This is a genomic window from Mesorhizobium sp. M1227, from assembly GCF_040318315.1.
Classification (GTDB): Bacteria; Pseudomonadota; Alphaproteobacteria; order Rhizobiales; family Rhizobiaceae; genus Mesorhizobium.
This window is the reverse complement of the sequence record NZ_JAMYLZ010000003.1, coordinates 349,716-376,387: the sequence shown is the minus strand read 5'-3', so window position 1 is coordinate 376,387 and position 26,672 is coordinate 349,716. Positions and strand designations below refer to the sequence as shown.

Genomic DNA, 26,672 nt, shown 5'->3' with positions numbered 1-26,672 from the left:
AACAGCTTACCTCTTGTCGTGGCCGGCGCGGATCTCCTCCATCGCCTCCTTGATGCGGCTGCGCAGGATTTCAATTGATTCGGTGCCGGACGCCCTTGCCAGTTCGGCCATCTCGCCGGCATTCTTCAGCGCGGTCTCGAAGGATTTCCTGGCGAACGCCGCCTGCTTCTGCATCATTTCCTGCGGATTGCCGGGTGCTCTGTAGCTTTGTGCCATGTGGGTGATTTCGCGCAGCGTGTCCTGCAGCATCTCGCGTTGCCTTGACAACAGCGCCGACGCTCCGGCGGCGCTCGCCCGTGCCGACTTCTCCAGCGCTTCCAGGTTCCTGGCGTGGTGGGCGAGGATCGCCTCGACATCGACATTCGGCAGCTTCAGGTCGCGGCCGAATTTGCCGAACATGTCGATGAAGGACTCGGACTCCGGTCGTTTTGCCATGCTGGTTCTCTCCCCTGTTGCCGCGAACGCCGCCACTGCACGGAAGATAGTGCAGCGAAGCTCAGCGGTCCATTCGGACTAGTCAGCCGACAAGAAACAGCCGTTCGGCAGTGTAGAGCACGAGGCCGGCAAGGCCACCGATGATCATGCCGTTGAAGCGGATATATTGCAGGTCCTTGCCGATGTTCATTTCGATAAGCCTTGTCAGTTGCGCGAGGTCCCAGCGCTTGACCTGGTCGGCGATGAACTTCGACACGCCGCTCTTCTGGCTTTCGACGAAGGAGGCCAGCGCCACGATGAACCCCTGGTTCATGTCGGCCCTGATCTGCGCGTCGTCGGCAAGATGGCGGCCGACCTCGACGAACATGGTGGCGAGATGGTCGCGGATCATCGAATTCGGCGCCTTGGCGTCCTGTTCGATGAACAGCCGCAGGCTGTCCCACATATCGCCGGCCAGCGCGCTGAGCTCCGGCCGGGCAAGGAAATCGCGCTTCAGCTTTTCGGCGCGCCTGGCATATTGTTTGGATGTCCTCAGCCGCTCGACGAAGGTTTCGACGAAAAGGTCGAATTCGACTCGCATCGGATGGTGCGGATCGGCCCGCACCTCATCGAGCAGCGAGCCGGCCGACGCAATGATCTTCTTCAACAGATAGGCGTCGGCGCGAAACAGGTTGAACAGCGACGGCAGTTCCTCGCGGATCCTCTCGCGCATCGTCGCCAGCGCCTGCTCGTCGCTCAGGAAGCGGCCGACCACCTTGGTGAACTCGTCGAACAGTTTCTGGTGGCGGCGATCATCAGTCAGCGCCGACAGCAGTTCGGCGGCGAGCGGCGCCAGCGGCACCTTTTTGATCTGCTCCAGCATACGGCTGGTGACGAAGCCGCGCAGCCCGGATTGCTCGACCGCCGCCAGCGTCTGCGGCACCAGCCGGCCGACGAAGCGCGACAAATCGGCGGCGCGGTTCGGGTCGGCCAGCCAGTCCGCGACCAGCGCGGAAAAGTCGACCTCGGCGAGCTTTTCGCGCACCGGTTCCGGCGCCAGGAAATTCACCTCGATGAAGCGGCCGAGATTGTCGGCGATGCGGTTCTGGTTTTCCGGGATGATGGCCGTATGCGGGATCGGCAGGCCAAGCGGCCGCCGAAACAGCGCCACCACCGCATACCAGTCCGCCAGGCCGCCGATCGTCGCGGCCTCGGCGAAAGCGGCGACGAAGCCCAGCCACGCATGCCGGCTCTCGAGCGATTTCGCCACCGCGAAGATCAGCACGCAAAACGCAAGTGCTGCGGCGGCGACGAACTTGGTGCGCCTGAGCGCCGAAAGCTTGGCGTCGGCATCGGCGTCGAACCGGACGGACGCGACGGATGCAAATGCCGGGGCTGGTCGTGACATGATGGGCCGCTCCTGATCGTGTATGCGAACTTATCTAGTGTCGCCTGCCTCAGAAAGCGCGCCGCTGGTTCCGGTGCGCGCAATCGTGCACGCAAACTTGACGCCGGAATTCATCTATTATGCAGCGCCAGTCTGGAATTGTTCCAAACTATAGGCCATATTGATGCCAACCACTGCTATGTGAGGACACAATGCGGCTTACCCGTCAGACCAACTACGCAATGCGCATTCTGATGTATTGCGCCGCCAACACCGAGCGGTTGAGCCGCATCCCCGAGATCGCCGCCGCCTATTCGGTATCGGAACTTTTCCTGTTCAAGATCCTGCAGCCGCTGGTCGAAAACGGCCTGATCGAAACGGTGCGCGGCAGGAATGGCGGCGTCAGGCTCGGCCGCACGGCCGAATCAATCAGCCTGTTCGATGTCGTGCGGGTAACGGAGGAAAGCTTTGCCATGGCCGAGTGCTTCGAGAACGACGCCGCCGAATGTCCGCTGGTCGACAGCTGCGCGCTGAATTCGGCATTGCGCGAAGCGCTCAACGCCTTCTTCGCCGTGCTGTCGCGCTACACGATCGCCGATCTGGTGGCGGCGCGCCCGAATGTGCGCCACCTGCTCGGCATCGACATGCTGGTGCAAAGGGCGCCGGCCGCCTGATTTTTGGTCGCATCTCAATTGGTGAGGTCTGTTGAGATTCAGGTCAGGCCGAGCCGGAGTCGAAGACGGGCGCGAAGCGACCAAAATGGTGGGTTCCGAGAACCGGAACGGAGCGTACGTTTGGGTACGTGAGTACCGGCCTGCGCCGGCCATAGCGTTAACTGCCGCACCTCTCATGAATGCTTCGGCCGGCGAAGGCCGGAAGCGCAGGAAACCGCCATTTGCAGGCCCGACTGCGGCAATACGAACGGCATGTTTGCCGCCGGCAACACGCCGACCTTCAGCCGGCAATCGAAGACCTTTTCGATCAGCTCGTCGCTGAGCACCTGTTGCGGCGAACCTGTAGCGGCGAGCCTGCCGCGATGCATGACGAAAATCCGGTCGGCATACATCGCCGTCAAATTGAGGTCGTGCAGGATGGCGACCACGCCGCCGCCGCGTCTGGCGAAATCGCGGGCGATGTCCATGATGATCAGCTGGTGTTTGATGTCGAGGCTGGACACCGGCTCGTCGAGGAACAAATAGCGCGGCTTGCCGTCGAGCACCGGCGCCCAGACCTGGCAGAGTACGCGAGCAAGCTGCACGCGCTGCTGTTCGCCGCCGGACAGCTCCTGGTAGAAGCGGCCGGCGAAACCGTCGAGGTCGACGCGAGCCAGCGCCCGTTCGGGCAGGCGCTGGTCCTCGCCGGACAGCGCGCCGGAGCGCCCGCCGACCAGGCCCAGCCTGACGATCTCACGCACTGTGAACGGGAAGGACAGCGTCGTCGCCTGCGGCAGCACGGCGCGCAGCGTCGCCGCTTCGAGAGGCTTCATCGCGGATAGATTGCGGCCGTTGACGGTGACCTCTCCCGAATAGCCAAGATCGCCGGACAGTGCTCTGAGGAAGGTCGTCTTGCCCGAACCGTTGGGGCCGACGATGGCCGCGATTTCGCCGGGCCGCGCCTCGAAATCGACATTGGTGACAATGCGCTTGCCGCCAATCGCCACCGAGACATCGCGCGCTTCGATCATAGGCAAACCCTCACAAGTCGATGACGCCGCGCTTGCGCAGCAGGATCCACAGGAAGAACGGCGCACCGGCGACCGCGGTGACGATGCCGATCGGCAATTCGGCCGGGGCAACGATGGTGCGGGCGACGGCGTCGGCCAACAGCAGCAGCGCGGCACCAAGCAGTGCCGATGCCGGCAGCAAATAGCGGTTGTCGGGGCCGATCAGCAGGCGCAGCAAATGCGGCACGACGATGCCGACGAAGCCGATGCCGCCGCTGACGGCGACCGACGCGCCGACCGCTGCCGAGACGCCGACAATCGCGGAGTATTTCAGCCGCTGCACCGGAATGCCGAGATGGCCGGCCGTGGCCTCGCCGAGCGCCAGCGCGTTGAGGCCGCGCGCCAGGAACGGCATTGCCGCCAGCGCCAGCACGATGACCGGCCCGACCGAGCCGATCTTCTGCCAGGTTGCGCCGCCCAGCGAGCCGAGCTGCCAGAAGGTCAGGTCGCGCAATTGCCGGTCGTCGGCCATGAAGATCAGGATGCCAGTCAGCGCCATGGCAAGCGCGGCCAGCGCGATGCCGGCGAGCAGCATGGTGGCGACGGAGGTCTGGCCTTGCCGTGTCGCGACCCGATAGAGCAGCAATGTCGTAGCCAGCCCGCCGCAGAACGCAGCCAGCGGCAAAGCCATCGTGCCGAGCGCCGAAGTCAGCGGCGCCAGCATGGTCGAGCCAAGCACGATGACGGCGACCGCACCGAGGCTCGATCCGGCCGAAACGCCGATCAGGCCGGGGTCGGCCAGCGGATTGCGGAACAACCCCTGCATGACGGCACCGGAGACTGCAAGCGATGCGCCGATCAGCACGCCCAGAACAACGCGCGGCAGACGGATGTCATGGATGATCAGGCGGTCGCGGGCGCTCAATGCCGCGTCGCCGGGCAACGCGCCGAACAGCCAGTCGTGCATGACGCCGATGGCCGAGGCATCGGATGCGCCGGAGGTCAGCGACAACATCGCGGCGATAGTCAACCCGACGCAGAGCAGCACGATGACAAGGCGGGCGCGCCGCGAACGATCACCCTCGGCTGCCGTCGCCATGATGCCCGCCGCACCGGCGATCGAATGATCCGCCATCGCGCTCAATCCGTGACCTGGCCGCCATAGAGCGAGACGGCGAGGTCGTGGATGGCGTCGGCCGTGCGCGGGCCGAAGCCGAGCAGATAGCCGCCGTCCATGCGGATCAGCTTGCGGGCGGCACCCGCCGGCGTCGAAGCCACGGCAGGGTTCGAAAACAATTCGTCATCCGCGGTGGCCGGCCCGGCGTTGTTCATCATCAGGATCACGTCGGGCCTGGCGGTGATGACTGCCTCGTCCGACAATTGCTTGTAGCCGGCAAAGCCGTCGATGGCGTTGATGCCGCCCGAAAGCTTGATGATGCCGTCGGCGGCGGTGTCGCTGCCGGCAGCAAGCAGCTTGCCGCCCTGCATCGACAGCACGAACAGGATGCGCCTGCGCTCCTTGATCGAGGCGGTCTGCTTTTCGGCTGCCTTCAGCTTGGCGTCTATCTGGGCCGCCAGCGCATCGGCCTTGGCCTCGGTGCCAAGCGCCTTGCCGACGATGTGGATCTTTTCGAGAATGCCTTGATTATCATAGCGCTCGGTCACCTCGATGAACGGGATGCTTGATTTCTTCAAGACGTCGACGGCTTCCTTCGGTCCGCTGCCGCGCAGGGCCAATATGCCCGACGGCTTGACCGACAGCACACCCTCCGGCGACAGCTGGCGCATGTAGCCGATATCCGGCAGTTCCACCGCCGCTTGCGGATAGCGGCTGGTCGAATCGCGTGCGACAAGACGATCCTGTTCACCGAGCGCGTAGACGATCTCGGTGATCGAGCCACCAATAGCCACGATCCTCGAGCGATCGGCGAAAGTCGCGATGCCCTCAGCGGCTTGAGCCGTTATCAGCGCGGCGAAGGCCAGGAAAACGGCGGCCGCAGGACCAAGCGCCGACCTGGAGACCGATGCCAGCCTGGAGACAAGAACCATCGTCGTTTTCCTCAGGCTGCGGTCGGGCTTGGGATACGCGGCAGGTTTTCGGCCAGAAAGCGCCAGTCGTCGCGCTCGCTTTCGCCTTCATGCCGCTTACCGAAGAACTGGATGATCATCTTGCCGTCGGCGCCATAGACTTCGAGCGACGTGACATGGCCGTCCCCGGTCGGCTTGCGCACGGCCCAGACCTCATCGATGTGGTCGGTCCGCAGGTGCAGATGGAAGGTCTCGTCGAGCACGTTGAGCCATGGTCCCATCGGCTTGATCGAGGCGACGGGGCCGGAATGGATCTGGATGCAGCCGCGATTGCCGACAAAGCACATGATCGGCATGGCGCCGGCAGCGGCGTGGTTGAACATGGCGTTCACTGCATCCTTGTCGACCAGCCAGGCGTAGTCCTGGCCGACCATGCGCACCGCCTGTCGGCGGCTGATCTTCAGTGTCTTCAGCATGCCGAAGAACTGGTGCACGTCGGTCAGCCGGCTCCAGCGGTCGCGCAGATCGTCGATGCTCGCCGAATTGTCCGCAGTCTCGGTCTCGTCAGCCGTGCCCGCTGAAATCGCCACCGTCGGCTCCTGGTTCGGCGATTCCAGCCCGGCCACCAGTTTCTGATAGGCGTAGAGGTTGGAGGCTGGCCTGAGATGCACCTTGTGTACCGCCTCGCCTGCGGTGTCGAAGAACTGCAGGCTGCGGCGGATGTCGGCGCCATCGCGCTTTTCCACGGCAAAGCCGTGCGCCCAAACTTTTGGGAAAATACGCAGGTCGATATTTTCGCCGAGCACCATGGCATTGTGATTACCGGTGACAACCTTGTCGTAGACGCCGATCTTCTCGTGCACCGCGCTTTCGTTGCGGGTCAGCGCCATCACCTCACCGACAGCTTCGAGGCCAGTCAAAAGGTCGTTGACACGCGGCTCGACGCGCACGACGCCGTCGCCGCAATGCGCGGCGACCAGTTCGGCCTCCGAAATACCGAGCTGGGCGGCGAGGTCGCGCTCGTGCATTTTCGGATTGTCTGCCCGTGCCCGCCGGATCTCGTGCGGGGCGGGTTTTACGCGCTGGTCCATTTCTGCCACCTACTTGTTGAGGATGAGCTTGCCCTGCCGGGTGATCTTCAGCCGGTACAGCGCACCATGATGCTCGATGCCGATCTCGTGCTCGCCCTGGAACAGCGTGTTGCTGGACAGCGTTCTCACGGCCGATTGGACCCGGTCGAAACGGACGGAATTTTCGTCGGAACGGCGGACGCGATAGCGAAAGTCGCTGGGATTGTGCGTGTTCATTGGTTCGATCCCTTTCCTGTGCCGGGCATCTGGCGCGGCGCCTGCGTGAAATGCCGATTCAATTCTTGACTCGAATGATCATGTTATCTAGCAGTGCAATACCGGAGTAAATGAGTCAACATTTAAGACGCCGGACACGATGAAAAATGCCAGCGAGCCCCAAGCCAGCCAGCATCGAACATGGATTCTTGGAGCTGCAGCATGGGGTTGGCGAATTGGGGACGGCTGGCGGGCAGCGGCCTGACACATTGTTCTATGACAAGCAAAATGGCCGCGTTGCTGGCCGGCGCGGCGGCGATCCCGCTGCTTGCCACACCGGCCGGCGCCCAGCAGGCCGCCCAACCGGCAGCCGACCAGCAGCAGACTGACCCGTCTCAACAGCCCGAAAAGGTAAAGCCGGCCCCGGCGGGTACCACACTGCTCGACAAGATCCTGATCCTCAGCCGTACCGGCGAGACGGCGATCGAGTCGCTTGCTTCAGCCAGCCATGTCGACGAGGAACAGCTCGAGCGCCGCATGGCGACGACGCCCAACGAAATGCTGTTCGGTGTGCCGGGTGTCGCCGTCCAGGCCGACACAAGGCGTGTCAGTTCCAGCATCAACATCCGCGGCCTGCAGGACTTCGGCCGCGTCTCCGTCATCGTCGACGGCGCCCGCCAGAATTTCCAGCGCTCGGATCATGGCACGCAATCGACCTTCTACATCGATCCCGAATTGATCAAATCCGTCGATGTGATCCGCGGTCCGGTCGCCAACACCTATGGCTCCGGGGCGATCGGCGGCGTCGTATTTTTCGACACCAAGGATGCGCAGGATTTCCTCAAGCCCGACGAGACCTGGGCGGCATCCGCGACCGGGCGCTACGAAACCAACGGCGAAGGCTGGACCACCAGCGCCACCGGCGCCTATCGGATCAACGAGAACTGGGACGTGCTCGGCAATATCGTCTACCGCGACTATGACGACTACAAGCATGGCGGTGGCGACACTGTGGCGGGCACTGGCTTCGACGTCTTGAGCGGCCTCCTCAAGACGACCATCCGCCCCAGCGAAAACAGCGAGCTGAAGCTGGGCTGGATCGGCTCGAACGACGGATGGACCGAGACCAGCGGCAGCGCGCCGGTGAACGACGCCGACCTGAAGGCGAATACGTTCACGGCCCGCTACAACATCACCGACGAAGACAAGAGCTGGCTCGACCTCCACATCAACGCATCCTACAACAAGACCAAGCTCGATCTGACGACCCTTGTGGCGCAAAACCGGTTTGATCCGGTCACCGGTCTGCCCGTGGTTTTGCCGGCGGGTTCGAAATCGACGTTCGACATCGGCACCTCCGGCATCGACATTTGGAACACGTCGAGATTCGAGACCGTCGGCATTGCGCATGAGCTGACCTATGGCGGCGACTGGGTTGGCGACGATGTCGAGACAGGCGGCACGGCGGGCGGCGACAGCTTCTATACGCCCTCGGGCAACAGGAACGTCTCCGGCGCTTACGTTCAGGACAAGCTCACCTGGGACTGGCTCGAGATCGTCGCCGGGCTGCGCTACGACAGCTACAAGCTTGACAGCGATGTCGGCGAAACCTCTGGCGACCGGCTGTCGCCACGCATCACAGTGGGCATTTCGCCCTTCGAGAGCGCCAGCCTTTCCGGGCTGCAATTCTACGGCACCTACGCTGAAGGCTATCGTTCTCCGTCGCTGTCGGAGACCCTGATCAGCGGCAACCATCCAGCCGGCGTCAGCTTCCCGTTCCTCCCCAATCCCAATCTCAAGCCCGAAACCGGCAAGACCGTGGAGTTTGGCGTCAATTACAGCACCAACGGCGTCATCGAGGCTGATGACGCGCTGCGGCTGAAGGCGGCCTATTTCAACAACAACGTCGACGACTACATTGATGGCGTAACGCTATCACCGTTCGACCCGACCAGCGGCTGCCCGTTCGGCCCGGGCATCCCGATCTGCTTCCAGTATCAGAACTTCGCCAAGGCCAAGATCCACGGTTTCGAGATGGAGGGCGTCTATGATGCCGCCTGGGGCTTTGCCGGGCTTTCGGCGTCGTTCACCGACGGCCATACGATTTCCTATGAAGGCGAACGGGCGGACCTTGTCACCGTCCCTTCCTCCCAGGTCACCGGGCAACTCGGCTTTCGCTTCCTCGAGGACAGGCTGACCGTCGGCGGCGAGGTGCAATACAACGGCAAGCCGCAGGGCAACGCCGTCGCCAAGGACTACACGCTGGTTAATGCCTTCGCCAGCTACCAGGCAACCGACAATTTCAAGGTCGATTTCCGCGCCGACAATCTGTTCGACGTCAAATACGCCAACCCGCTGAACGCATCAACCACCAGTGTTGTCTACGAGCCAGGCGTCACCCTGAAGCTGGCGGCGACCATGAGGTTTGGAGGCTGAGACAATGAAAGGCATGACGGCATCCCTTCGTCTGTTCGCCGCGGTGCTGGCAATATTGCTTGCGGCGGCTCCAGCGTGGACACAACAGCAAGCACCGGCGCTGATCCTCGAGCTCAACGGCGCGCAGCCCTCCGACAAGGGCTGCCGCCTGACCTTCGTGGTCACCAACAATCTCGGCGCCGACCTTTCCAAGGCGGCATTCGAGATCGCATTGTTCAACGAGGCCGGCGTCGTCGAGCGGCTGACCGTGCTCGACTTCAAGGAGCTGCCGGCAGGCAAGACCAAGGTGACGCGTTTCGATCTTGCCGGCACGGATTGCGGCAAGGTCAGCCGCGTGTTGATCAACAGCGCCACGGAATGCGCCGGCGCCGAGCCGAATGCCTGCATGCGCGGGCTGACGACGCAGACCAGGACCGGCATCGCCTTCGGGGTCTGAATTTTGGGACCGGAACCCGCATTCGCGCGAAACGCCGTGGCGTGGCCACTAGCCGGTTTCCTGCCGCCGGAGCCGGACGATCCGGACTTCGCCATCCCGCGCGAGGCGCTGCGTGTTTCGCTGCGCGACAGGCCGGAAGACAGTTACATCGCCGATGCCGACGGCGACTTGCCGACGGTGCCTGCGGAGCCATTGCGGCAGGCACGACAGACGCGGCGGCGCCGCAACTGGACGGTGGCGATCGCCTGCTCTTGCGCATTCCACGTAGCCGTGGCGCTGGCCTTTCTCACGCTGCCGGACGATCGGCCAAGCATCGAAGGTGCCGACCAGCAAGGCGAAATGCTGCTCGGCGCCGACCCGCAGCAGGCGGCCGGCGATGTCGGAGACGATCCGGAAGTGGCCAACGTGACGATGGTGACCATGCTGGACGCCAAGCCGGTCGAAACGGTCGAGGCGCAGGCGACCGCGGCAGAGGAGACGCTCCAGCCGGTCACCGATGCGGCGGAGACATCGGACAAAGAAGTGGTTGAGCCGGTCAACGAGGCCGCCACGGAAATCGCTGTGCCTGCCGATCGCACCGAGCCCGCACCTGCCCAACCCGTCCAGCCGGCGCGCCAGGACCCATCGCCCGACGTTCTTGCGACCGACAGGCTGGTGCCTGCCGACGACAATGCCGTGCCGCCGCCAGTCAGCGCCGCAGAAACAGCCGAGCCTGCCAAGACAAGCGCACCGGCACCAACCGACCCGGCGCCGGCGGAAACGGTTCAGACGACCGAGACAGTCGGCGCGGCGGAAGAACCGAAGCCGGACAGGCCGGAGCCCAAGCGGCCGAAGAAGGCAACCGCAAAGGACAAGCCGGTCAAAAAAGCCGAACCGGCTGAAACCGAAAAGCCGCCCCTGCGCAAGAAGGCGGGCAAGGCTGCGGCCAAAGCCGACACCAAGAAGAAAAAAGCCGGCTCCGGCGGCCGTGACGAAACGGATGTCGCGCGCGGCATGGCCGACGGCAGGAAGGACGGCAAGATCCTGACCGCCAGCAGAGGCGGCAAATCAGGCATCGGCAATGCAGCCGTCACGAACTATCCCGGCAAGATCAGATCAAAACTGGTGCGGGCCTTCAATTCGACACGCACACGCGCCACCGGCACAGCAACCGTTGCCTTTACCGTCGGCTCGAACGGCAGCGTCCGGTCGGCTAGGCTGACGGGCAGTTCGGGTGTTGCCGCGCTGGACAAAGCCGCACTCGACGCAGTCCGCCGGGCTTCTCCGTTTCCTCCCATTCCGGAAGGAGCCGGTCGCTCGGCCTGGCAGTTCGAAGTTCCGCTCGCTATCAGGTAACGATCGTCCTCATGTGGATACCAAAGTCGGCGCCGCCCCTGCCCCGCGATACGCGAACCCTGGCGAAACCTACGCAGCGGCCAGCAGGCTGGCATTGCCGCCCGCCGCCGTGGTGTCGACGCAGACGGCGCGCTCGTGGGCGTAGGCGGCCGGATAATAGACTTCGCTGACCAGCGGCACGATCGGGCCGGCGCGCTCGGCGATGACCTTGCGCACGATGCGCGCGGCCTCGGGCGTGCCGGAAAAGGCAACGACATCGACGCGCAGCGAGCGCGCTTCGACCGGGTCCGGCCGGCCGTCGATCGCCGCCAGCGGCAGGCCCTTGCCGGTCAGCGCCGATAGCGCCGCCGGCGCGCCGGGGGCGACGGCGAGCACGGCATTGCCGGCGGCCAGCGCCTGGATCGTCTGCGCAAGCAGCGTATCCGCGTCGGGACCGAGGCACAGCACGCGCCCGCGCGGCGACAGCGACAGCGTGTTGGCCTCGCCGGTCGGCCCGGGCAGGTCGACCTGGCCGAAATCGATGGCGGCGGCGGTGCCGATGGCGGCGGCACCCTTGCCGCGCAGATGTTTCCTCAGGATGGCGACACGATCCGGACGCGTCGACCAGCCGCCAAGCGCCGGGTCCGGCAGATTGTCGGCGAGCTCGGTCGCAGTCACCTTGCGGCCTTCGGCAAGATGGGTGCCGGCCTCCGGTCCCTTGCGGAAGCGTCGAAGATAATGTGGGCCGCCGGCCTTCGGCCCGGTGCCGGAAAGGCTCTCGCCGCCGAACGGCTGCGCGCCGACGACGGCGCCGATCTGGTTGCGGTTGACGTAGATGTTGCCGGCATGGATGCCATCGACGAAATGCTGGGCGCGGCCTTCGATGCGGGTGTGCAGGCCGAAGGTCAGGCCATAGCCCTTGCGGTTGATCGCCGCGATCACCGCATCAATCTCGTCGGCATCGAAGGTGGCGACATGCAGCACCGGCCCGAACACCTCGCGCTCCAACTCCTCGATGCCCTTGACCCGAAAGACGTGCGGCGCAACGAAGCGGCCGTCCTTCGGCGCTTCGAGCTTGGCGATCAGCCGGCCCTGCAGGCCCATTTTGGTGCAATAGTCACGGATCGATGCTTGCGCCTCGTCATCGATGACCGGACCGACATCGGTCGATATCCGCCACGGGTCGCCGAGGCTGAGCGCTTCCATCGCGCCTTTCAGCATCTCAAGCATCTTCTTCTCGACGTCCTTCTGCACGTAGAGAATGCGCAATGCCGAGCAGCGCTGGCCGGCACTCTGGAAGGCGGAGGCCAGGATGTCGCGCACCGCCTGTTCGGGCAGCGCAGTGGAATCGACAATCATGGCGTTCAGGCCGCCGGTCTCGGCGATCAGCATGGCGTCGGGCGCGGCGGTGTCGGCGAGCTGCTTTTCGATCAGCTTGGCGACCTCGGTCGAGCCGGTGAAGCAGACGCCGGCAATGCGCGGGTCAGCGGTCAGCGGGCCGCCGACCGAGGGGCCGTCGCCGGGCAGAAGCTGGATGACATCCTCCGGCACGCCGGCCTCGCGCAGCAACTGGACAGCGCGGAAGGCGATCAGCGGCGTCTGTTCGGCCGGCTTGGCGATCACCGAATTACCGGTGACGAGTGCCGCCGCGATCTGCCCGGTGAAGATGGCGAGCGGAAAATTCCACGGCGAGATGCAGGCGATGGCGCCGCGCGCCTCGGTGCCCGCCTCGGCATTGGCGGCCTCAGCCGCATAGTAGCGCAGGAAATCGACCGCCTCGCGCACTTCGGCGACGCCGTCGGCGAGCGATTTGCCGGCCTCGCGGGCGGCGAGTGCAAAGAACTCGACGGCGTTTGCTTCGTAGAGATCGGCCGCCCGGTTGAGGATGGCAGCGCGCTCGGCGACCGGCCGTCTTGCCCATGCCGGTTGTGCCTCGACGGCGATGCGCACGGCGGTCTCGACCTGCTTGGCGCCGGCCTCGCTGACCGTGCCGACCACTTCCGAAGGTTTTGCCGGATTGACGACCGGACGCTGCTTGCCGTAGCCGGCCGCGCGGCTGACCGGCTTGGCGTGCCAGCGCTCCGGCCCGGCGAACTCGGCCCTCGCCTTGTCGATCGCAGCCAGCGTCAGCGTGTCGGTGATATCGAAGCCCTTGGAATTGCGCCGGCCTGGACCGAAGATTGCCGACGGCGGCACGATCGCTGGATTGGCGGCGGGACCTTGTTTCTCCACCGTTTCGAGCGGGTCGCGGGCAATGTCCTCGGGCTCGACTTCCTCGTCGGTGAGCTGGTGGACAAAGGAGGAATTGGCGCCGTTTTCGAGCAGCCGGCGGACCAGATAGGCGAGCAGGTCGGAATGAGCACCGACCGGCGCATAGATGCGGCAGCGAGTGCCTTCGGCCCGCCGCACCGTCTCATGCAGCGCCTCGCCCATGCCATGCAGCCGCTGGAATTCGAACGTATCGCGCTCCGTCGTCATCGACAGAATCGCGGCGACGGTGTGGGCGTTGTGGGTGGCAAATTGCGGGTAGATGCGGTCGGTCATCGCCAACAGCTTCTTGGCGCAGGCCAGGTAGGAGACGTCGGTGTTGGCCTTGCGGGTAAAAACCGGATAGCCGTCGAGCCCGAGCGTCTGCGCCCGCTTGATCTCGGTGTCCCAATAGGCACCCTTGACCAGCCGCACCATGATGCTGCGGTCGTATTTCCTCGCCAGCTCGTAGAGCCAGTCGATGACGAAGGCCGCGCGCGGGCCATAGGCCTGCACGACGACGCCAAAACCGTTCCAGCCGGCAAGCTCCGGTTCGGCCAGCACCCGCTCGATGACGTCGAGCGACAAATCGAGGCGGTCGGCTTCCTCGGCGTCGATGTTGAGGCCCATGCGTGAATGGCGCGCCGCCAGCGCCAGCGACAACAGCCGCTCGGCCATGACGGGCAGCATCTTTTCCTTCTGCGTCACTTCATAACGCGGATGCAGCGCAGACAGTTTTACCGAGATGCCGTGGTTCTGGCGGATGTCGGGGCCGTTGGCGCCGGCATCGAGCGAAGAGATGGCATCGGCATATGCCTTGAGGTAGCGCAGCGCGTCGGCCTCGGTGCGGGCCGCCTCGCCCAGCATGTCGAAAGAATAGAGATAGCCCTTCTGCGTCATCGGTCGGCCGCGCCTGACCGCCTCGGCAATGGTGCGGCCGAGCACGAACTGCTCGCCCATTTCGCGCATGGCGGCGGCGACGGCCTTGCGGATGACCGGCTCGCCAAGCCGGCGCACCATGGCGCGCAGCGTGCCTTCGATGCCGCCCTCGCCCTCGTCGAGCACGCGGCCGGTCAGCATCAGCGCCCAGGTCGACGCATTGATGAAGATCGAGCTCGAGCCGCCCGCATGCGCCGACCAGTCGTGCGGCGCGATCTTGTCGGCGATAAGGTCGTCCATCGTCTCGGTGTCTGGCACCCGCAGCAGCGCCTCGGCCAGGCACATCAGCGCCACGCCCTCCTTGGTCGACAGGCCATAGGCGGACAGGAAGACCTCCATCAGCCGCGGATCGGACGAGCCGCGCACCGCCCGCACTAGATCGGCGGCACGCGCCGAAATCGCCTTGCGGTCTTGCGCGGACAGCCCGGCCGCCTCGGCCAGCCGCTTCACCGCCTGGTCTTCGTCGGGCAAATAATTGGCACGGATCTGCTGGCGGATGGTGTCGAGCGCTGGCATGGCGGTCCTGTAGAGCGAGCATAAGGGAGCGGGCCGACGGTCACCGGACCGAACGGCGCAAGCTAACATAAGTAGGGATTGCAGTCGGTCCAAAGAAGTCGACAGAACAGATCGATCGATCTATCATTAGGACTGATCACCTCCAATTCGACCAGGAATTCAGTGACGGAAGACCAATTGGACCGCATCGACAGGAACATCCTGTCGGCTCTGGGCAGCAATGGCCGGCTTTCCATGTCAGAACTGGCGGCGAAAGTCGGTCTGTCGAAGACGCCGGTGCAGGCACGAGTCAAACGGCTGGAGAAGGACGGCTTCATCAGGGGCTACCAGGCAATCATCGACCGTGAGCGCATGGGCGAAGGCCATGTCGCCTTCGTCCAGGTGAAACTGTCCGACACCCGCTCGGCCGCGCTCGACGCCTTCAACCGCGCCGTGCAGGCGGTGCCGGAGATCGAGCAGTGCCACATGATGGCATCGAGCTTCGACTATCTGCTGAAGGTCCGCACTACCGACATCGCCGCCTACCGCCGTGTGCTTGGCGAGCGCATCTCCGCCCTGCCGCACGTTGCCCAGACCTCGACGTTTGTCGCGATGGAGACGGTGAAGGATCGGTAGGAGAGCGCTGTTGTTGTCCCGCCCTCACTCCGCCAGTGTCTTCAAAAACGCCACCAGCGCCGCGCGTTCGCGGTCCGAAAGCTGCAGCGGGTGGATCTCGGATGTGCCCTCGACGCTTGCCGGTGCCTTCGAATAATGCGCCACCACCTCGTCGAGGGAGGAAAACTGCCCGGCGTGCATGTAGGGCGGCCGGGTGGCGGCACCCCGCAGCGACGGCGTCTTGTAGGCGCGGACGAGTTCCGGCCCGGTCTTGACCATGAAGCGCAACTCGCGGCAGGCGCTGGCATCGCCGTCGCGAAAGGCGCCGAAACAGTTGAACGGATCGGCCTCGACCTGCGCCACCGCCTCGACGCGGCCGCGATCCGGTGGCAGGCCCGCGACCGGCGGCACGCCGGTGTTGTGGAAGCTGCCGTCGGTAAAACGCGGGCCGTTGTGGCAGGTCACGCAATTGGCCTTGCCGATGAACAATTTCAGGCCGAGGATTTCCTCCGGCGAAAAGGCGGCGTCGCCTTTCGGCTCGGCGCCCGCAGCCAGGTCGATGGCGAAGCGGTCGAAGCGTGTCTGCGGCGGCGCGATCGAGCGCTCGAAGGCGGCGATCGCCTTGCCGATGTTGGCAAAGACGCGGTTGACCTCCTCGGCTTGACTGGCGGGCATGGCGTTCCAGGCCGCCTTCTCGGCATCGGTGCCGAGCGGGCCGGCATTGGCCGGCACGCCCGAAAGGTCCGGCAGCGGCCCGAAGATGCGCTCGTAGCGCTCGCCGAAGCGGGCCTTGATGTAATGCGCGAAGGCGGCGCGGTTGCCGGCCTGCTCCAGCGGATTTTCGAGCGGTGTCAGCGCTTGCGCCCACAGGCTGTCGCGCCGCCCGTCCCAGAAGAACCAGGAATCATGCGCGACGCCGGCCAACGGCATGGTACGACGGTTGGTGCGGCCGACGGCGACCGCTTGCGGCAAGTCGTCCTGGAATTGGCGGTCGATCTTGTGGCACGTCGAGCACGATACCGTGCCGTCGCCGCTCATCCCGGTGTCGAAGAACAGCGTCGAGCCGAGTGCCGCGGCGGCCGGCACATCGGCGAAGCGATTGGTGGTGTCGGGCTTCAGCGGCGGCAGCTTGGATAGTGCCAGCGAGGCGATGGTCTGCTTTTCGGCATCGGAAAACTCCGGTCTGCCGCAGCCGGCAAGCAGGGCCACCACCACCAACGCGAGAAGACTGGGAAACCGGCTCATCAGTGGCTCACAGCACCACATTGAAGACGACAGTGTCCGAACCGGCCGCAGCGGAAATGGCAAAATGCAATTGCCACCACCCGCTCATCGTGAATTTGACGCCGTCGATGCGATAGCGCCCCGCGCCGAGGTAATCGGTCGCCTGCGGGCTCGTCGGCAGACCGTGCTTGTGCTGCGGCATGCCGCCGGAAATCGTTATCGCAGCACCTTCCACCGGCGCACCCTCGACGGTTTTGAGCGTCAGCAGCCAGGATTCCAGTTCGCCCTGCCGGATGACGCCTTTCTCGGGCTCGAAAGTCGCCACGAACAGCTTGTTCGCCGTCGTCTTGGAACGGCCGACGTCCGAACTTGGTTGCGGTGCATGCGGCGCCGTCAGATAGACGATTGCCAGCACGCCGGCGAGCAAGGCAGCCAGGCCGAGGCCTCCAAGAAGATAACGCCATAACGATGCCAAACCCATTCCTGTTCTGCGGATAACGTTTCGCTGGGCAGATCGCGTCCCACGCCCCTGTGGGAAATCGAGCCCAGTGCAAGAATCCGCCGTCGCCAAGCATGGCGCTGCCGGCTGCAAAAAGCTACAGCACCGCAATTGCAGGATGGAGGAGTGCTTCATGGCAGGAAACGGCATCGCCTCGATCGGCGAGTGCATGCTCGAGCTTTCGGGCCAGGCCGGGCCGAACTGGCGCATGGGCTTTGCCGGCGACACGTTCAACACTTTGTGGGCGCTGCATGCTTTGAGCGGCGAGCGGCCGGCGACCTATGTGTCGGCCTTCGGCGACGACCCGTTCTCACGCGACCAGATCAAGTTCCTGGCCGAGAACGGCATCGGCATCGGCGCCAGCCCGGTGATAGCGGGCGCCCGCCCCGGCCTCTATGCGATCACGCTGACCGGCGCCGAACGTTCTTTCACCTATTGGCGGGCCGATGCGGCCGCAAGGCAGTTGGCTTCGGACCCAGCCGCATTGCAGAAAAGCCTTGAAAGCCAAGCGCTTGTCTATTTTTCCGGTATAACTTTGGCAATCCTCGACGAGGCTCCACGCAAGGTACTGCTGACGGCCGTGGCCAAGGCGCGCGCGGCCGGCTCGCTGATTGCCTTCGACCCCAATTACCGGCCGAGGCTGTGGCGCCAAAGCGAGGAAGCGCAGGCCGCGATCCTCGAGGCGCTCGCCGTCGCCGACATCGCGCTACCGACCTTTCCCGACGAGCAGATGCTGTTTGGTGATACAACACCGCAGAAAACAGCTGAACGGCTGCGAAAGCTGGTCGGCGAAGTCGTCGTCAAGAACGGCGAGGAACCGGCGCTGATCGCGCAAAACGGAACCTCGCAATCGGTGCCGGCGGTACACGTCGCCACCCCGGTCGACACCACCGGCGCCGGCGACTCCTTCAACGGCGCCTACCTCGCCGCCCGCCTTGCCGGCCATGCCCCGGCAGAAGCCGTGCTGCGCGCTCATCGCGTCGCCGCCGCCGTCGTGCAGGTGCGCGGCGCCCTGGCGCCGTTCGAGACGCTCAAGGCTGCGTTCGAGGCAACTGCTATCTGACCTTGATGACGACCTTGCCCTTGGCGCGTCCTGTTTCGACATAGGCCAAGGCGTCATTGGTCGCTTCGAATGGAAAGACCCGATCCACAACCGGGCGGATCGCGCCGGCTTCGATGAGAGCGGTGATTTTGCTCAGCTGATCGCCCTGCGCCCACATGAACAGGAACGAAAACTGCACGCCGCGGCGCTTGGCTTTGGCCCGAATTCCGCGACTCAGGAAGCGCAGCACCAGCCTCAGCATCAAGTTCAGTCCCTTTTCCCTGGCAAATTCGGCATCCGGTGGACCGGAGATGGAGATGAGCTTGCCACCCGGTTTCAGCACCCTCAGGGATTTTTCCAGTGTCTTGGCGTCCTGGCTGTTCAAGACGACATCGTAGCCCGACAGAACTTTCTCCAAGTCGTCTTTCCTGTAGTCGACGACGACATCGGCGCCGAGACTTTTGACCAGATCGGCACTCGCCGCGCTCGCGGTTGTCGCAACGGTCGCGCCGAGGTGCTTGGCCAACTGAATAGCAAATGTCCCGACGCCGCCGGAACCAGCCTGAATGAAGACCTTCTGTCCCTTCTTCAGGTTTGCCCGTTCGATGAGCGTCTGCCAGGCGGTGAGACCGACCAGGGGAATCGACGCCGCCTCTTCCATACTGAGATTCTCGGGCTTCAAGGCTACGTCGGCCTCATTCACGGCAATGAATTCGGCGAATGTCCCAATCCGGCCGTCGCGCGGCCGCGCATAGACCTCGTCGCCGGCCTTGAACTTGCTGACTTGCGATCCTACGCGGATAACCTTCCCAGCCACGTCGTGGCCCAGGATGAAGGGCCGGCGGTAGGGCAGGATGAGCTTGAATTCTCCGGTTTTGACCTTGGAATCGAGCAGGTTCACCCCTGCGGCATGGACCTCGACCAAGACATCGCTGTCCTGGAGCTCCGGCTCCGGCATTTCGGCCAGCCGCAGGGCGCCCTTTTTATTATACTTATCGACAACGAATGCCTTCATGGCAGTTACTTTCCAAGAATGTCTGTTGCTGTTCGGGACGAAACAAGCCGAACGTTTTCAGCTGCATGGCCGCCCTGCGGCAAGGCCTCAGCCTCGAGGAAGGACAGCGCCTTCGGGACAAAAGCGGCGTGGTTCTGAAATACCCCGCCATGCCCGGCATCCGGATAGATGACCAGATGCGCCCCCGGGATACGCCCGGCGAGATCGTAGGTATTGCTGCTCGGCACCATCCTGTCCTGGTCGCCATTCGCAACCAAAGTGGGAATGCGGATGGTGCTCAGGTCTTGTGGCGCCTGGAGTCCGTAGGCCTTGATCGCCTTGAGTTGCGCGCCGAACGCGCTCAGCGATATCGCCTTGTCCCGGTTATTCCGGCGCTCTTTCAACCGTTGCAGAAATGCGTTTGCGGCGCGGCGTCCATTCGGCGTTCTTGTGAAGAAGAGATAGTACTTCGGATCCCGAAAAGTCAGCGCGCCCTTGATCATGTCCACGATCGTCAGCGGCGTCACCTTGTCGATGCCTTGCCCACCGGCCGGCCCCGTGCCAGCCAGGATGAGTTTGCGCACAAGCTTGGGCTCGGTCAGCACAATCTCTTGCGCCACGAAGCCGCCGAGTGAAAAGCCGAAGAGATCGACTTCTTCGAACCCCAGCGCCCGGACAAAGGCGACCGCATCCCGCGCCATGCCGGAAATGGTCGACGGAGTTTTGCCACCCGAAGCACCGATTCCGCGATTGTCGAAGGCAATTACCCGCCGGGTCGCAGCGAGGCCATCGACGATGCGCGGATCAAAATTGTCCAGCTGAGCAGCCAGATGGTTGAGCAGGATCACCGGCACGCCCGCCCTGGGCCCGAGTTCCCTGTAAGCAAAGGCTGTGCCGCCGACGTCGATCGAGAGCGTTGGCACGTCCTGGAACAACGCCGGTGAACGCGGCAACCGATTGATCTATGTGTCATGCTTGGCGTCTCCGTTTCGTAGGGCCTGGCCAAATGTGTTGTGGTTGCTAGTCGCATGTGCGTGAAATCCTCTGGCTCGCCGTTGTTCAGACCGGCAGTCGGAACTGCTTGCGCAGGCTCTTGTCGAAAATCCCCGCGGGGGCAAAGCGGCGCAGCAGGCTGACCTGGCGCGCTGCCTTGCCAGCGGTATAGCGCCGTCGCGGACGGGCATCGGTCGCTGCCTTGACAACCACATCCGCCACCACTTCCGGCCGATCGGCCTTGGGCATCACATCGCCCAGCAGCGCCTTCAACCCGGCTCGAGCCCGATCGTATTCCTTCAACAGCGAATCCGGCTCGATGCCGTTCTGGTCGAAGACGGTGCGGACGAATGCCGGCTCGATGACGGAAACGCGGACGTTGAAGGCGCGCACCTCGTGGTCGATCGATTCCGAATAGCCTTCGAGCGCGTGCTTGACCGCCGAGTAATGAGCTGAGTATGGCGCGGGTACCAGTCCCAGAATCGAGCCGATATTGATGATGCGCCCTTCGCCGCGCCGCCGCATCGACGGCAACACCGCATTGGTCATCCGCATGACGCCGAACAGATTGACGTCGAACAGGGCTTGTACCTGTGCGACCGAGGATTCCTCGGCGCCTCCTAGCAGACCGACACCGGCATTGTTGACCAGGAGGTCGATCCGGCCGGTCTGCGCGAGCACGTTGGCAACGAGCGCATTGACGGCCGCATCATCGGTCACGTCGCATGCCAGCATGGTCACTCCGCCCGGACCATTACTGGTCTTGCGGCGACTTGTCCCGAAGACAGTGAAACCCGCCCGCGCCAAGGCCTCGGCGCTGGCGCGGCCGATGCCCGAGGAGGCCCCGGTCACGATTGCGGTCTTTTCAGAATTCCCATTCATTTTGATGTTCCAGGTTCGAGAGGTCTAGCTTATTTCCACGAATTGACTTATGATCGTAATATCAGATTATGAGCATAATGCAATAGCAGGACAGGAAAGAAAGACCATGCGCTACGAAAAGGGCCGAAAAGACGCGTCACGCAGCCGGATCATGGAGGTCGCCGCCGAACGTTTTCGATCTGACGGCATCGCGGCGTCCGGGCTGGCAACCATCATGAGCGACGCCGGGCTGACGAACGGCGCCTTCTATCCGCACTTCCAGTCGAAGGCGGAGCTCGTCCGTGAAAGCGTGGCGGCGGCCTTGGACGCGCAGTCGCATGAAGTGCAGGAAGCATTGGCCGCCGGCGGTCCGGAAATGGCCATAGAGACGTATCTATCGGCCGAGCACCGGGACAATCCTGGAAAGGGTTGCGCTTCGGCCGCGTTGTTGCCGGAAATCGCGCGGCAGCCGCCTGAAACGCGAGCCCTCTATGCCAAGCGCGCTCAATCCCTGGTGCGCCAGATAGCTGAAGCTCTGCCGCAGACGAACGATCCCGAGGGCGCTGCGTTGGGCATGTTTGCAACGCTCATCGGCGCGCTTCAACTCGCGCGCGCCGTGGAAGGAACGGAATTATCGGATCGTATCCTAGCGGCGGGAGCAGCTGCCGCAAAGGCGCTGATCCGGCCGGTTCAAGACGAGGCGGCCTCCTGAGGGCAGCCCGGATTATTCGGCCGGCTCGAATCTGCCTTGCACCAAGACTGTCTCCACCGGCCCGAGCGGATTGATGATCCGGCTCTCCAGGACTTCGATAAGTTTGCGTCCAACACCCGCCATATCCACGGAATGAACTCCGATCTTTGCCGGCAGGAAGCGTGCCAGCCGCGTGCTGTCACGGGTGACGATGTGGACGTCGCGGCCTGGTGTGAGACCCCACTTGCCGAGAGCGTGCAACGCTCCCAGAAGGCCCAGTTCGTTGGCGCACGCCAAGCCCGTTGGCGGATCTGATGACGCCAGCAAGCGATCGAACCAGCCTGCGCTCGATTCCATGGTGAACATGCCATGACCGATCAACGACTGGTCGATCGGAATACCAGCCTCGGCCATTGCCCTTCCATACCCGGAAAGACGCGTGGCACTCGCCTGGTCCTCCGGAACGAGAAGTTGCAGCGCAATGCGTCGACAGCCCTTATCCATGAGCCGCCGGGTCGCCTCGTAGGCAATCTGTTCATTGTCGACATCGACATAAGGATACGCGATATCCAGGTCGGTTCTTCCAAACGCAACGAACGGCATGCGTTTATCCAGCAGCAGCTCGACGCGCGGATCAGCCGACACCAGGCGCGTGATGACCAGGCCGTCTGCGCTGTGCGCCTGAAGCTGCCGCTGCACACTCTCAACGGGATCGTCGTCGGGAGTGGTGGAATAGATGGACAGACTATAACCGGCTTGCCGCGCCGCCAGCGTCATGCCTTCGATTAAAGGAAGCTTCAACAGATCGGACAGATGGTCTCGTGTTTCCATCGGGAGTACTGCCGTCAGCGTCTGCGTTCGACCGGTTTTGAGCGCGCGACCATGATGATTTGGTAAATAGCCGACCCGCTTAGCCGCCTCCTTGACGCGGGCTATGGTCGAGGGCTGCACTTCCGGTCCATCTTTCAGAGCGCGGGAAACCGTGGTCACCGAGAGGGAAAGTTCCGCGGCGATCTGCTTTAGATTGGCCATTGTTCGCCCGACTTCATTTGCGAAAGCGCCGGCTGATTTGCTGACCGCCATAACGTTACCGAATTCGACATCCCGGTCAATCGAAACTCCCGTAGGAAGCAGCTTGACTCCAGTGCATTGAGATGCAATCGTAACGTTACGATTACAAAATAATGGCTCTTTTGAGCGATGTTTGATAAAGTTGGGGAGGAGAACCTATGTCCTGGCTACGCATTTCCTTAACAGCATTCGCAATCTCGGCTGCCCTGCCCGTTCATGCGCAGACGGTCACCATCACGACCGCAGGTGGCGATTATGGTAACGCCATGAAGGAGGCCATGTGGGGCCCGGCTGCAAAAGAGCTTGGCTATGATGTCCGCGAGGAGACCCTAAGCGACGGCCTGGCCGCCTTGAAGATGCAGGTCACCTCGGGTGCGGTCACGACCGACGTCATTCACCTGGGCTCACCGGAAGGTGCCCAGGCGGCCGCACAATCGCTGCTGGAGCCACTCGACTACAAGATCATCGATCCGAAATCCGTGCCGGAGGGTGCAAAGTCCGACTACTGCTATCCGTTTGACTCCTATGGCACCGTCATGTCGTGGAACACCAAGACCTATGGCGAGAACCCGCCGAAGACGTGGGCGGAATTCTGGGATGTTGCCAAATTTTCTGGCCGTCGCGCGTTGCGCGCCAATGCGCAAGACTCGATCGAGATCGCGCTGCTCTCCGATGGCGTGGCACCGGCGGACGTCTATTCCGTGCTCAGCACCCCGGAAGGGCTAGAGCGCGCCATCAAGCGGCTTGAAGCGATCAAACCAGATGTCGCCGTGTGGTGGACCTCGGGCGCCCAGTCCGCGCAGTTGCTGAAAGACGGTGAGGCGGATTTGGTCATTACCTGGAACGGACGCGCCCAAACCGTGAAAGCAGATGGCGGCGCGGCTGACTACACGTTCAAGGGTTCGGTCATCGGCACGGACTGTCTTGGGGTGCCGAAGGGAGCGCCGAACAAGGAAGCCGCGATGAAGCTCATCGCAGCGATGACGCAGCCCGCGCGGGTTGCCAAGCTGACCGATTTCATTGCCTACGGCCCAGTCAATCCTGCGGCATATGAGGGTGGCCTTATTCCCGAGGACCGTCTGAAGACCCTTGCGACCGCACCTGAAAATGCTGGCACTTCGGTGTTTTCCAATTCAGAATGGTGGGTCAAGAATGGCGAGGCTGCCCAAAGAGCCTTCGATGAAATGATGGCTCGCTGACTCTCAGCTCTGACGCATGTCGCGCAAAAATGTGCAGCGCGCGACAATGACATGCATGAAAACAAGAACCTAAAGCGCGTCGCGTGAAGCCGGTCGAACGCGACGCGCTTCAAGGCTGGAGCACATGATGAAGTCGCTCGCGATCACCATCGAAAGCGTGCACAAGGCTTATGGGTCCTACGTCGCACTGGATGATGTTTCGCTCGACATTCAGGCTGGCGAATTCCTCACGCTGTTAGGACCATCGGGATCGGGCAAGACCACGTTACTCATGGCTCTGGCCGGTTTTGTCCGGCCGGATTCCGGTAAACTTTTCTTGGGCGATCGAGACATCACCCGCCTGCCGCCCAACAAACGAGACATCGGTATAGTATTCCAGAATTACGCCTTGTTTCCCCACATGAATGTCCTGGCGAATGTCGCGTATCCGCTGGTGCTGCGCCAGGTACCGAGAGCGGAGGCGCGTCAGCGGGCGCTTGATACCTTGGCCCGCGTGAAGCTGGATGGTCTGGCGGAGCGCAATATTGCCGCACTATCCGGCGGCCAACGTCAACGGGTGGCATTGGCGCGGGCTATCGTCTTCGAACCGCGCGTGATGTTGATGGACGAGCCGCTGTCGGCGCTCGACAAGAACCTGCGCGAGACCATGCAGTATGAGATCCGGCGTCTGCATGATCATCTACGGATCACCACGATCTATGTGACCCACGACCAGCGCGAAGCGCTGATTATGTCTGACCGGATTGCGGTGATGAATTCTGGCCGCATCCAGCAGATAGATACGCCGCAGCGGATTTATGATCGTCCATCGACCCGCTTCGTCGCGGAGTTCATGGGTGAGGCCAACATTGTGGCCCCGGGCTCAGCGCGCAGAATCGACGGCGCCGAAGCATCACGCGAAACCCTGATGATCCGCGCCGAAAGCTTCCATCTTGATGCGAAGCTCGTCGGGGGAGACGGAGTGGCTCTCGAAGGAATACTGCGCGCCAAAGCGTTCCGCGGCGAGAACTGGCTTTTGACGCTGGCGCTTGACGGCGGGCAAGAGGTTCTTGTCTGCATTCCGGCGGCGCTGGCCGGCGGCTGCGCCGAGCTTGCCGCCGGTCAGCGGATGACCGCATATGCACCGGCAGCGAAGGTTCACGCGATACCGGGAGCGATGGCGTGACCGTCGTCCGGGACCCGGCGCTCGCGGCGGATGCGCGGCGCGAGCGGCGGTTTTTTCTTTCACTTTCGCTCCCGGCGCTGTTCATCGTTGGACTGGCGGCGATACTGCCCATCCTTTGGATCATCCGGCAATCCTTCCTGACCACCGGGGGTGAGTACACCGTCGGCAATTACCAGAAGGTCCTTTCTAGCGGACTGACGTGGTCGGCGCTCGTCACGACCCTCGAACTGTCCTTGGGTACGCTGGCGGGCTGCATTCTCCTCGGCACTCCTCTGGCGCTGGCGCTGGCCAGCGTCAGACCAAGGCTGGCCAACGTGCTCATGGCGTTCGTCATGCTGCCGCTGTGGACCTCTATTCTGGTGCGTACCTATGGTTGGCTCGTGCTCTTGCGGCGCGACGGCCTGATCAACGCGGCTTTGACCGGTTCAGGCCTGACTGCGGAGCCATTGCCGCTGGTCTACAACTTCACGGGAACGCTCATCGGCATGGTGCACTACATGCTGCCACTCTTTCTGCTGCCTGTTTATGCTGCGATGCGCGATATCGACCCAAATCTCATTCGCGCGGCTGCGAGCATGGGAGCCACTCTCAGGCAGGTCATCCGCACAGTCATTATGCCGCTTTCGGCGGGCGGCATCTTCTCGGGTTCGATCATCGTCCTCATCTACGCCATAGGTTTTTTCATCACGCCGGCGGTGCTTGGCGGCGGCAAGGTAAATCCGCTCTCTACCCGGATCGAGCGTACACTATCGACCTTTCAGGACTGGGGGTCGGCAAGCGTCCTGGGCATTCTGCTCCTCGTTCTTATGGCGCTGATCGGTGTGATGTTGCTGGCGGCACGCCGTCTGGTGGCCCAGAACACCGTGGAAGCCTCCCATGCTTGAAGCCTATCCGCAAAACAGGCTCGCCCGCATTTTGCTCTGGAGCTTTGCCGCTCTTGTCATGGCATTTCTGATGCTGCCGACGCTCGTGGTGGTGCCGCTTTCCTTTTCGGCGTCGAATCTCCTCGAGTTTCCGCCGCACGCCTATTCGTTGCGCTGGTACGAGAACTTCTTCGGCTCGGCAACGTGGATGGCCGCGCTCAGAACGAGTTTGATCCTTGGGACGTTGACGGCGTTGATCGCGGTGCCCTTCGCGCTGCTCGCCTGCATTTCAATGAATCGGCTGGGCGGAAAGACCGCTGCGGCCATCCAGAGCGTCCTGCTGACCCCCTCGATCACCCCCGGTATCCTGCTTGCGATCGGTCTCTTCTTTGTGTTGGCCGCACAACATCTGATCGGAACGCTATTCGGTGTGCTGGTCGGACATGTGGTGCTGGCCGTTCCGGTCGCCTGCATTGTGTTGCTACCCGCTCTCGCCCGCTTTGACTGGAACCAGGTTCAGGCGGCGCGCAGCCTCGGTGCAAACTGGGCCAGGTCCATTGGCGGAATCATCGTTCCGCAACTTCGGATCAGCTTGCTGTCAGCGACATTGATGGCGTTCCTGACTTCGCTCGACGAGTCCGTGATTTCGATCTTCATCGCAAGCGGTCGCAACAGCACGATGCCGAAGCTTATGTTCCTGTCGCTGCGCGATCAGATCGATCCGACCATTGCGGCGATCTCGACATTGTGGACCGTCATCGTCGTGGCCGTGGTCCTGATTGTGACCCTTCGCCAAAAATCCTGACCGAG

Annotated in this window: 25 protein-coding genes; 11 read left to right on the top strand and 14 right to left on the bottom strand. The window is 63.2% G+C overall.

The annotated features are described in order from the left end of the window. Positions 1 to 6: 6 nt before the first annotated feature. Both NKH28_RS07320 and NKH28_RS07315 read right to left on the bottom strand, forming a co-directional pair. On the bottom strand, positions 7 to 435 hold the full coding sequence (locus NKH28_RS07320) for a phasin family protein (protein WP_352685061.1): 429 nt from the start codon (positions 433 to 435) through the stop codon (positions 7 to 9). Between the two features lie 82 nt (positions 436 to 517). Beyond that, positions 518 to 1,822 (bottom strand): DUF445 domain-containing protein, encoded by a 1,305-nt coding sequence (locus NKH28_RS07315; RefSeq protein ID WP_352978362.1) that lies wholly within the window; start codon positions 1,820 to 1,822, stop codon positions 518 to 520. 191 nt (positions 1,823 to 2,013) lie between these two features. Between NKH28_RS07315 and rirA the strand changes: the two genes are divergently transcribed. Then, positions 2,014 to 2,475: an iron-responsive transcriptional regulator RirA gene (rirA, locus tag NKH28_RS07310; RefSeq protein WP_352771488.1), complete on the top strand. Its 462-nt coding sequence runs from the start codon at positions 2,014 to 2,016 to the stop codon at positions 2,473 to 2,475. A 173-nt stretch (positions 2,476 to 2,648) separates the two neighbouring features. On the opposite strand, the gene NKH28_RS07305 is transcribed toward rirA, so the two are convergent. The 5 genes from NKH28_RS07305 to hemP are packed head-to-tail and all read right to left on the bottom strand — an operon-like array spanning position 2,649 to position 6,799. Then, positions 2,649 to 3,485, bottom strand: a complete 837-nt coding sequence (locus NKH28_RS07305) for a heme ABC transporter ATP-binding protein (RefSeq protein ID WP_352685065.1) — start codon at positions 3,483 to 3,485, stop codon at positions 2,649 to 2,651. 10 nt (positions 3,486 to 3,495) lie between these two features. Next, entirely contained in the window at positions 3,496 to 4,599 is a 1,104-nt protein-coding gene (locus NKH28_RS07300; RefSeq protein ID WP_352614008.1) for a FecCD family ABC transporter permease, read from the bottom strand. A gap of 5 nt (positions 4,600 to 4,604) precedes the next feature. Next, positions 4,605 to 5,513 (bottom strand): heme/hemin ABC transporter substrate-binding protein, encoded by a 909-nt coding sequence (locus NKH28_RS07295; RefSeq protein ID WP_352470347.1) that lies wholly within the window; start codon positions 5,511 to 5,513, stop codon positions 4,605 to 4,607. Positions 5,514 to 5,524: 11 nt separating this feature from the next. After that, complete coding sequence (locus tag NKH28_RS07290; protein WP_352978359.1) at positions 5,525 to 6,583, bottom strand: hemin-degrading factor; 1,059 nt, start codon at positions 6,581 to 6,583, stop codon at positions 5,525 to 5,527. Positions 6,584 to 6,592: 9 nt separating this feature from the next. Further along, on the bottom strand, positions 6,593 to 6,799 hold the full coding sequence (gene hemP / locus NKH28_RS07285) for a hemin uptake protein HemP (protein ID WP_352451949.1): 207 nt from the start codon (positions 6,797 to 6,799) through the stop codon (positions 6,593 to 6,595). A gap of 201 nt (positions 6,800 to 7,000) precedes the next feature. On the opposite strand from hemP, the gene NKH28_RS07280 reads away from it, so the two are divergent. From NKH28_RS07280 to NKH28_RS07270, 3 genes are read left to right on the top strand one after another with little or no spacing between them, the layout of a single operon-like run. Then, complete coding sequence (locus NKH28_RS07280; RefSeq protein WP_502906608.1) at positions 7,001 to 9,214, top strand: TonB-dependent hemoglobin/transferrin/lactoferrin family receptor; 2,214 nt, start codon at positions 7,001 to 7,003, stop codon at positions 9,212 to 9,214. A gap of 4 nt (positions 9,215 to 9,218) precedes the next feature. Beyond that, a complete protein-coding gene (locus NKH28_RS07275) occupies positions 9,219 to 9,650 on the top strand; it encodes a hypothetical protein (protein WP_352766840.1) in 432 nt (143 codons plus the stop codon). Positions 9,651 to 9,686: 36 nt separating this feature from the next. Beyond that, complete coding sequence (locus NKH28_RS07270; RefSeq protein ID WP_352978356.1) at positions 9,687 to 10,985, top strand: TonB family protein; 1,299 nt, start codon at positions 9,687 to 9,689, stop codon at positions 10,983 to 10,985. 69 nt (positions 10,986 to 11,054) lie between these two features. Here NKH28_RS07270 and putA read toward each other — a convergent pair whose 3' ends face one another. Beyond that, entirely contained in the window at positions 11,055 to 14,666 is a 3,612-nt protein-coding gene (gene putA, locus NKH28_RS07265) for a bifunctional proline dehydrogenase/L-glutamate gamma-semialdehyde dehydrogenase PutA (protein ID WP_352766844.1), read from the bottom strand. 162 nt (positions 14,667 to 14,828) lie between these two features. Here putA and NKH28_RS07260 point away from each other — a divergent pair, with 162 nt between their 5' ends. Next, positions 14,829 to 15,281 (top strand): Lrp/AsnC family transcriptional regulator, encoded by a 453-nt coding sequence (locus tag NKH28_RS07260; RefSeq protein ID WP_023676441.1) that lies wholly within the window; start codon positions 14,829 to 14,831, stop codon positions 15,279 to 15,281. Between the two features lie 24 nt (positions 15,282 to 15,305). Here the strand turns inward: NKH28_RS07260 and NKH28_RS07255 are convergent, their stop codons facing one another. Then, positions 15,306 to 16,505 carry a cytochrome-c peroxidase gene (locus NKH28_RS07255; protein ID WP_352815725.1) on the bottom strand — a complete coding sequence of 400 codons (1,200 nt, stop codon included), beginning with the start codon at positions 16,503 to 16,505 and terminating at the stop codon, positions 15,306 to 15,308. 7 nt (positions 16,506 to 16,512) lie between these two features. Next, positions 16,513 to 16,959, bottom strand: a complete 447-nt coding sequence (locus tag NKH28_RS07250) for a FixH family protein (RefSeq protein ID WP_352470464.1) — start codon at positions 16,957 to 16,959, stop codon at positions 16,513 to 16,515. A gap of 157 nt (positions 16,960 to 17,116) precedes the next feature. Here NKH28_RS07250 and NKH28_RS07245 point away from each other — a divergent pair, with 157 nt between their 5' ends. Beyond that, positions 17,117 to 18,046, top strand: a complete 930-nt coding sequence (locus NKH28_RS07245) for a sugar kinase (RefSeq protein WP_352978353.1) — start codon at positions 17,117 to 17,119, stop codon at positions 18,044 to 18,046. Here NKH28_RS07245 and NKH28_RS07240 read toward each other — a convergent pair. From NKH28_RS07240 to NKH28_RS07230, 3 genes are all read right to left on the bottom strand, one after another. Next, positions 18,039 to 19,040, bottom strand: a complete 1,002-nt coding sequence (locus NKH28_RS07240; RefSeq protein WP_352978351.1) for an NADP-dependent oxidoreductase — start codon at positions 19,038 to 19,040, stop codon at positions 18,039 to 18,041. The two genes, NKH28_RS07245 and NKH28_RS07240, sit on opposite strands and share 8 nt — an antisense overlap. 5 nt (positions 19,041 to 19,045) lie before the next feature. Then, positions 19,046 to 19,954, bottom strand: a complete 909-nt coding sequence (locus tag NKH28_RS07235; RefSeq protein ID WP_352978349.1) for an alpha/beta fold hydrolase — start codon at positions 19,952 to 19,954, stop codon at positions 19,046 to 19,048. A gap of 124 nt (positions 19,955 to 20,078) precedes the next feature. Then, on the bottom strand, positions 20,079 to 20,894 hold the full coding sequence (locus NKH28_RS07230) for an oxidoreductase (RefSeq protein WP_352978347.1): 816 nt from the start codon (positions 20,892 to 20,894) through the stop codon (positions 20,079 to 20,081). Positions 20,895 to 21,000: 106 nt separating this feature from the next. Between NKH28_RS07230 and NKH28_RS07225 the strand changes: the two genes are divergently transcribed. Next, the gene (locus NKH28_RS07225) at positions 21,001 to 21,585 is read left to right on the top strand and encodes a TetR/AcrR family transcriptional regulator (protein WP_352685094.1); all 585 of its coding nucleotides are present in this window, start codon (positions 21,001 to 21,003) and stop codon (positions 21,583 to 21,585) included. 12 nt (positions 21,586 to 21,597) lie between these two features. Here NKH28_RS07225 and NKH28_RS07220 read toward each other — a convergent pair whose 3' ends face one another. Continuing rightward, positions 21,598 to 22,647: a LacI family DNA-binding transcriptional regulator gene (locus tag NKH28_RS07220; protein WP_352500911.1), complete on the bottom strand. Its 1,050-nt coding sequence runs from the start codon at positions 22,645 to 22,647 to the stop codon at positions 21,598 to 21,600. A gap of 146 nt (positions 22,648 to 22,793) precedes the next feature. Between NKH28_RS07220 and NKH28_RS07215 the strand changes: the two genes are divergently transcribed. The 4 genes from NKH28_RS07215 to NKH28_RS07200 all read left to right on the top strand — a co-directional run bounded on the left by NKH28_RS07215 (position 22,794) and on the right by NKH28_RS07200 (position 26,667). Then, positions 22,794 to 23,834 (top strand): ABC transporter substrate-binding protein, encoded by a 1,041-nt coding sequence (locus tag NKH28_RS07215; protein ID WP_023676450.1) that lies wholly within the window; start codon positions 22,794 to 22,796, stop codon positions 23,832 to 23,834. 127 nt (positions 23,835 to 23,961) lie between these two features. After that, positions 23,962 to 24,999 carry an ABC transporter ATP-binding protein gene (locus NKH28_RS07210; RefSeq protein WP_352978345.1) on the top strand — a complete coding sequence of 346 codons (1,038 nt, stop codon included), beginning with the start codon at positions 23,962 to 23,964 and terminating at the stop codon, positions 24,997 to 24,999. Next, positions 24,996 to 25,883, top strand: coding sequence for an ABC transporter permease (locus NKH28_RS07205; protein WP_352454571.1), 888 nt, complete (start codon positions 24,996 to 24,998; stop codon positions 25,881 to 25,883). The genes NKH28_RS07210 and NKH28_RS07205 overlap by 4 nt, the downstream gene beginning before the upstream one ends. After that, positions 25,876 to 26,667, top strand: a complete 792-nt coding sequence (locus tag NKH28_RS07200) for an ABC transporter permease (RefSeq protein ID WP_352624600.1) — start codon at positions 25,876 to 25,878, stop codon at positions 26,665 to 26,667. The genes NKH28_RS07205 and NKH28_RS07200 overlap by 8 nt, the downstream gene beginning before the upstream one ends. The last annotated feature ends 5 nt before the right edge of the window (positions 26,668 to 26,672 follow it).

Excerpts from the sequence above, each read along its gene's own strand:
- NKH28_RS07230 (WP_352978347.1), bottom strand. The coding sequence starts at position 20,894 with ATGAATGGGAATTCTGAAAAGACCGCAATCGTGACCGGGGCCTCCTCG.
- NKH28_RS07275 (WP_352766840.1), top strand. The coding sequence starts at position 9,219 with ATGAAAGGCATGACGGCATCCCTTCGTCTGTTCGCCGCGGTGCTGGCA.
- NKH28_RS07320 (WP_352685061.1), bottom strand. The coding sequence starts at position 435 with ATGGCAAAACGACCGGAGTCCGAGTCCTTCATCGACATGTTCGGCAAA.
- NKH28_RS07210 (WP_352978345.1), top strand. The coding sequence starts at position 23,962 with ATGAAGTCGCTCGCGATCACCATCGAAAGCGTGCACAAGGCTTATGGG.
- rirA (WP_352771488.1), top strand. The coding sequence starts at position 2,014 with ATGCGGCTTACCCGTCAGACCAACTACGCAATGCGCATTCTGATGTAT.
- hemP (WP_352451949.1), bottom strand. The coding sequence starts at position 6,799 with ATGAACACGCACAATCCCAGCGACTTTCGCTATCGCGTCCGCCGTTCC.
- NKH28_RS07280 (WP_502906608.1), top strand. The coding sequence starts at position 7,001 with ATGGGGTTGGCGAATTGGGGACGGCTGGCGGGCAGCGGCCTGACACAT.
- NKH28_RS07240 (WP_352978351.1), bottom strand. The coding sequence starts at position 19,040 with ATGAAGGCATTCGTTGTCGATAAGTATAATAAAAAGGGCGCCCTGCGG.
- NKH28_RS07300 (WP_352614008.1), bottom strand. The coding sequence starts at position 4,599 with ATGGCGGATCATTCGATCGCCGGTGCGGCGGGCATCATGGCGACGGCA.
- NKH28_RS07295 (WP_352470347.1), bottom strand. The coding sequence starts at position 5,513 with ATGGTTCTTGTCTCCAGGCTGGCATCGGTCTCCAGGTCGGCGCTTGGT.
- NKH28_RS07200 (WP_352624600.1), top strand. The coding sequence starts at position 25,876 with ATGCTTGAAGCCTATCCGCAAAACAGGCTCGCCCGCATTTTGCTCTGG.
- NKH28_RS07225 (WP_352685094.1), top strand. The coding sequence starts at position 21,001 with ATGCGCTACGAAAAGGGCCGAAAAGACGCGTCACGCAGCCGGATCATG.
- NKH28_RS07290 (WP_352978359.1), bottom strand. The coding sequence starts at position 6,583 with ATGGACCAGCGCGTAAAACCCGCCCCGCACGAGATCCGGCGGGCACGG.
- NKH28_RS07315 (WP_352978362.1), bottom strand. The coding sequence starts at position 1,822 with ATGTCACGACCAGCCCCGGCATTTGCATCCGTCGCGTCCGTCCGGTTC.
- NKH28_RS07255 (WP_352815725.1), bottom strand. The coding sequence starts at position 16,505 with ATGAGCCGGTTTCCCAGTCTTCTCGCGTTGGTGGTGGTGGCCCTGCTT.
- NKH28_RS07220 (WP_352500911.1), bottom strand. The coding sequence starts at position 22,647 with ATGGCGGTCAGCAAATCAGCCGGCGCTTTCGCAAATGAAGTCGGGCGA.
- NKH28_RS07245 (WP_352978353.1), top strand. The coding sequence starts at position 17,117 with ATGGCAGGAAACGGCATCGCCTCGATCGGCGAGTGCATGCTCGAGCTT.
- NKH28_RS07305 (WP_352685065.1), bottom strand. The coding sequence starts at position 3,485 with ATGATCGAAGCGCGCGATGTCTCGGTGGCGATTGGCGGCAAGCGCATT.
- NKH28_RS07215 (WP_023676450.1), top strand. The coding sequence starts at position 22,794 with ATGTCCTGGCTACGCATTTCCTTAACAGCATTCGCAATCTCGGCTGCC.
- putA (WP_352766844.1), bottom strand. The coding sequence starts at position 14,666 with ATGCCAGCGCTCGACACCATCCGCCAGCAGATCCGTGCCAATTATTTG.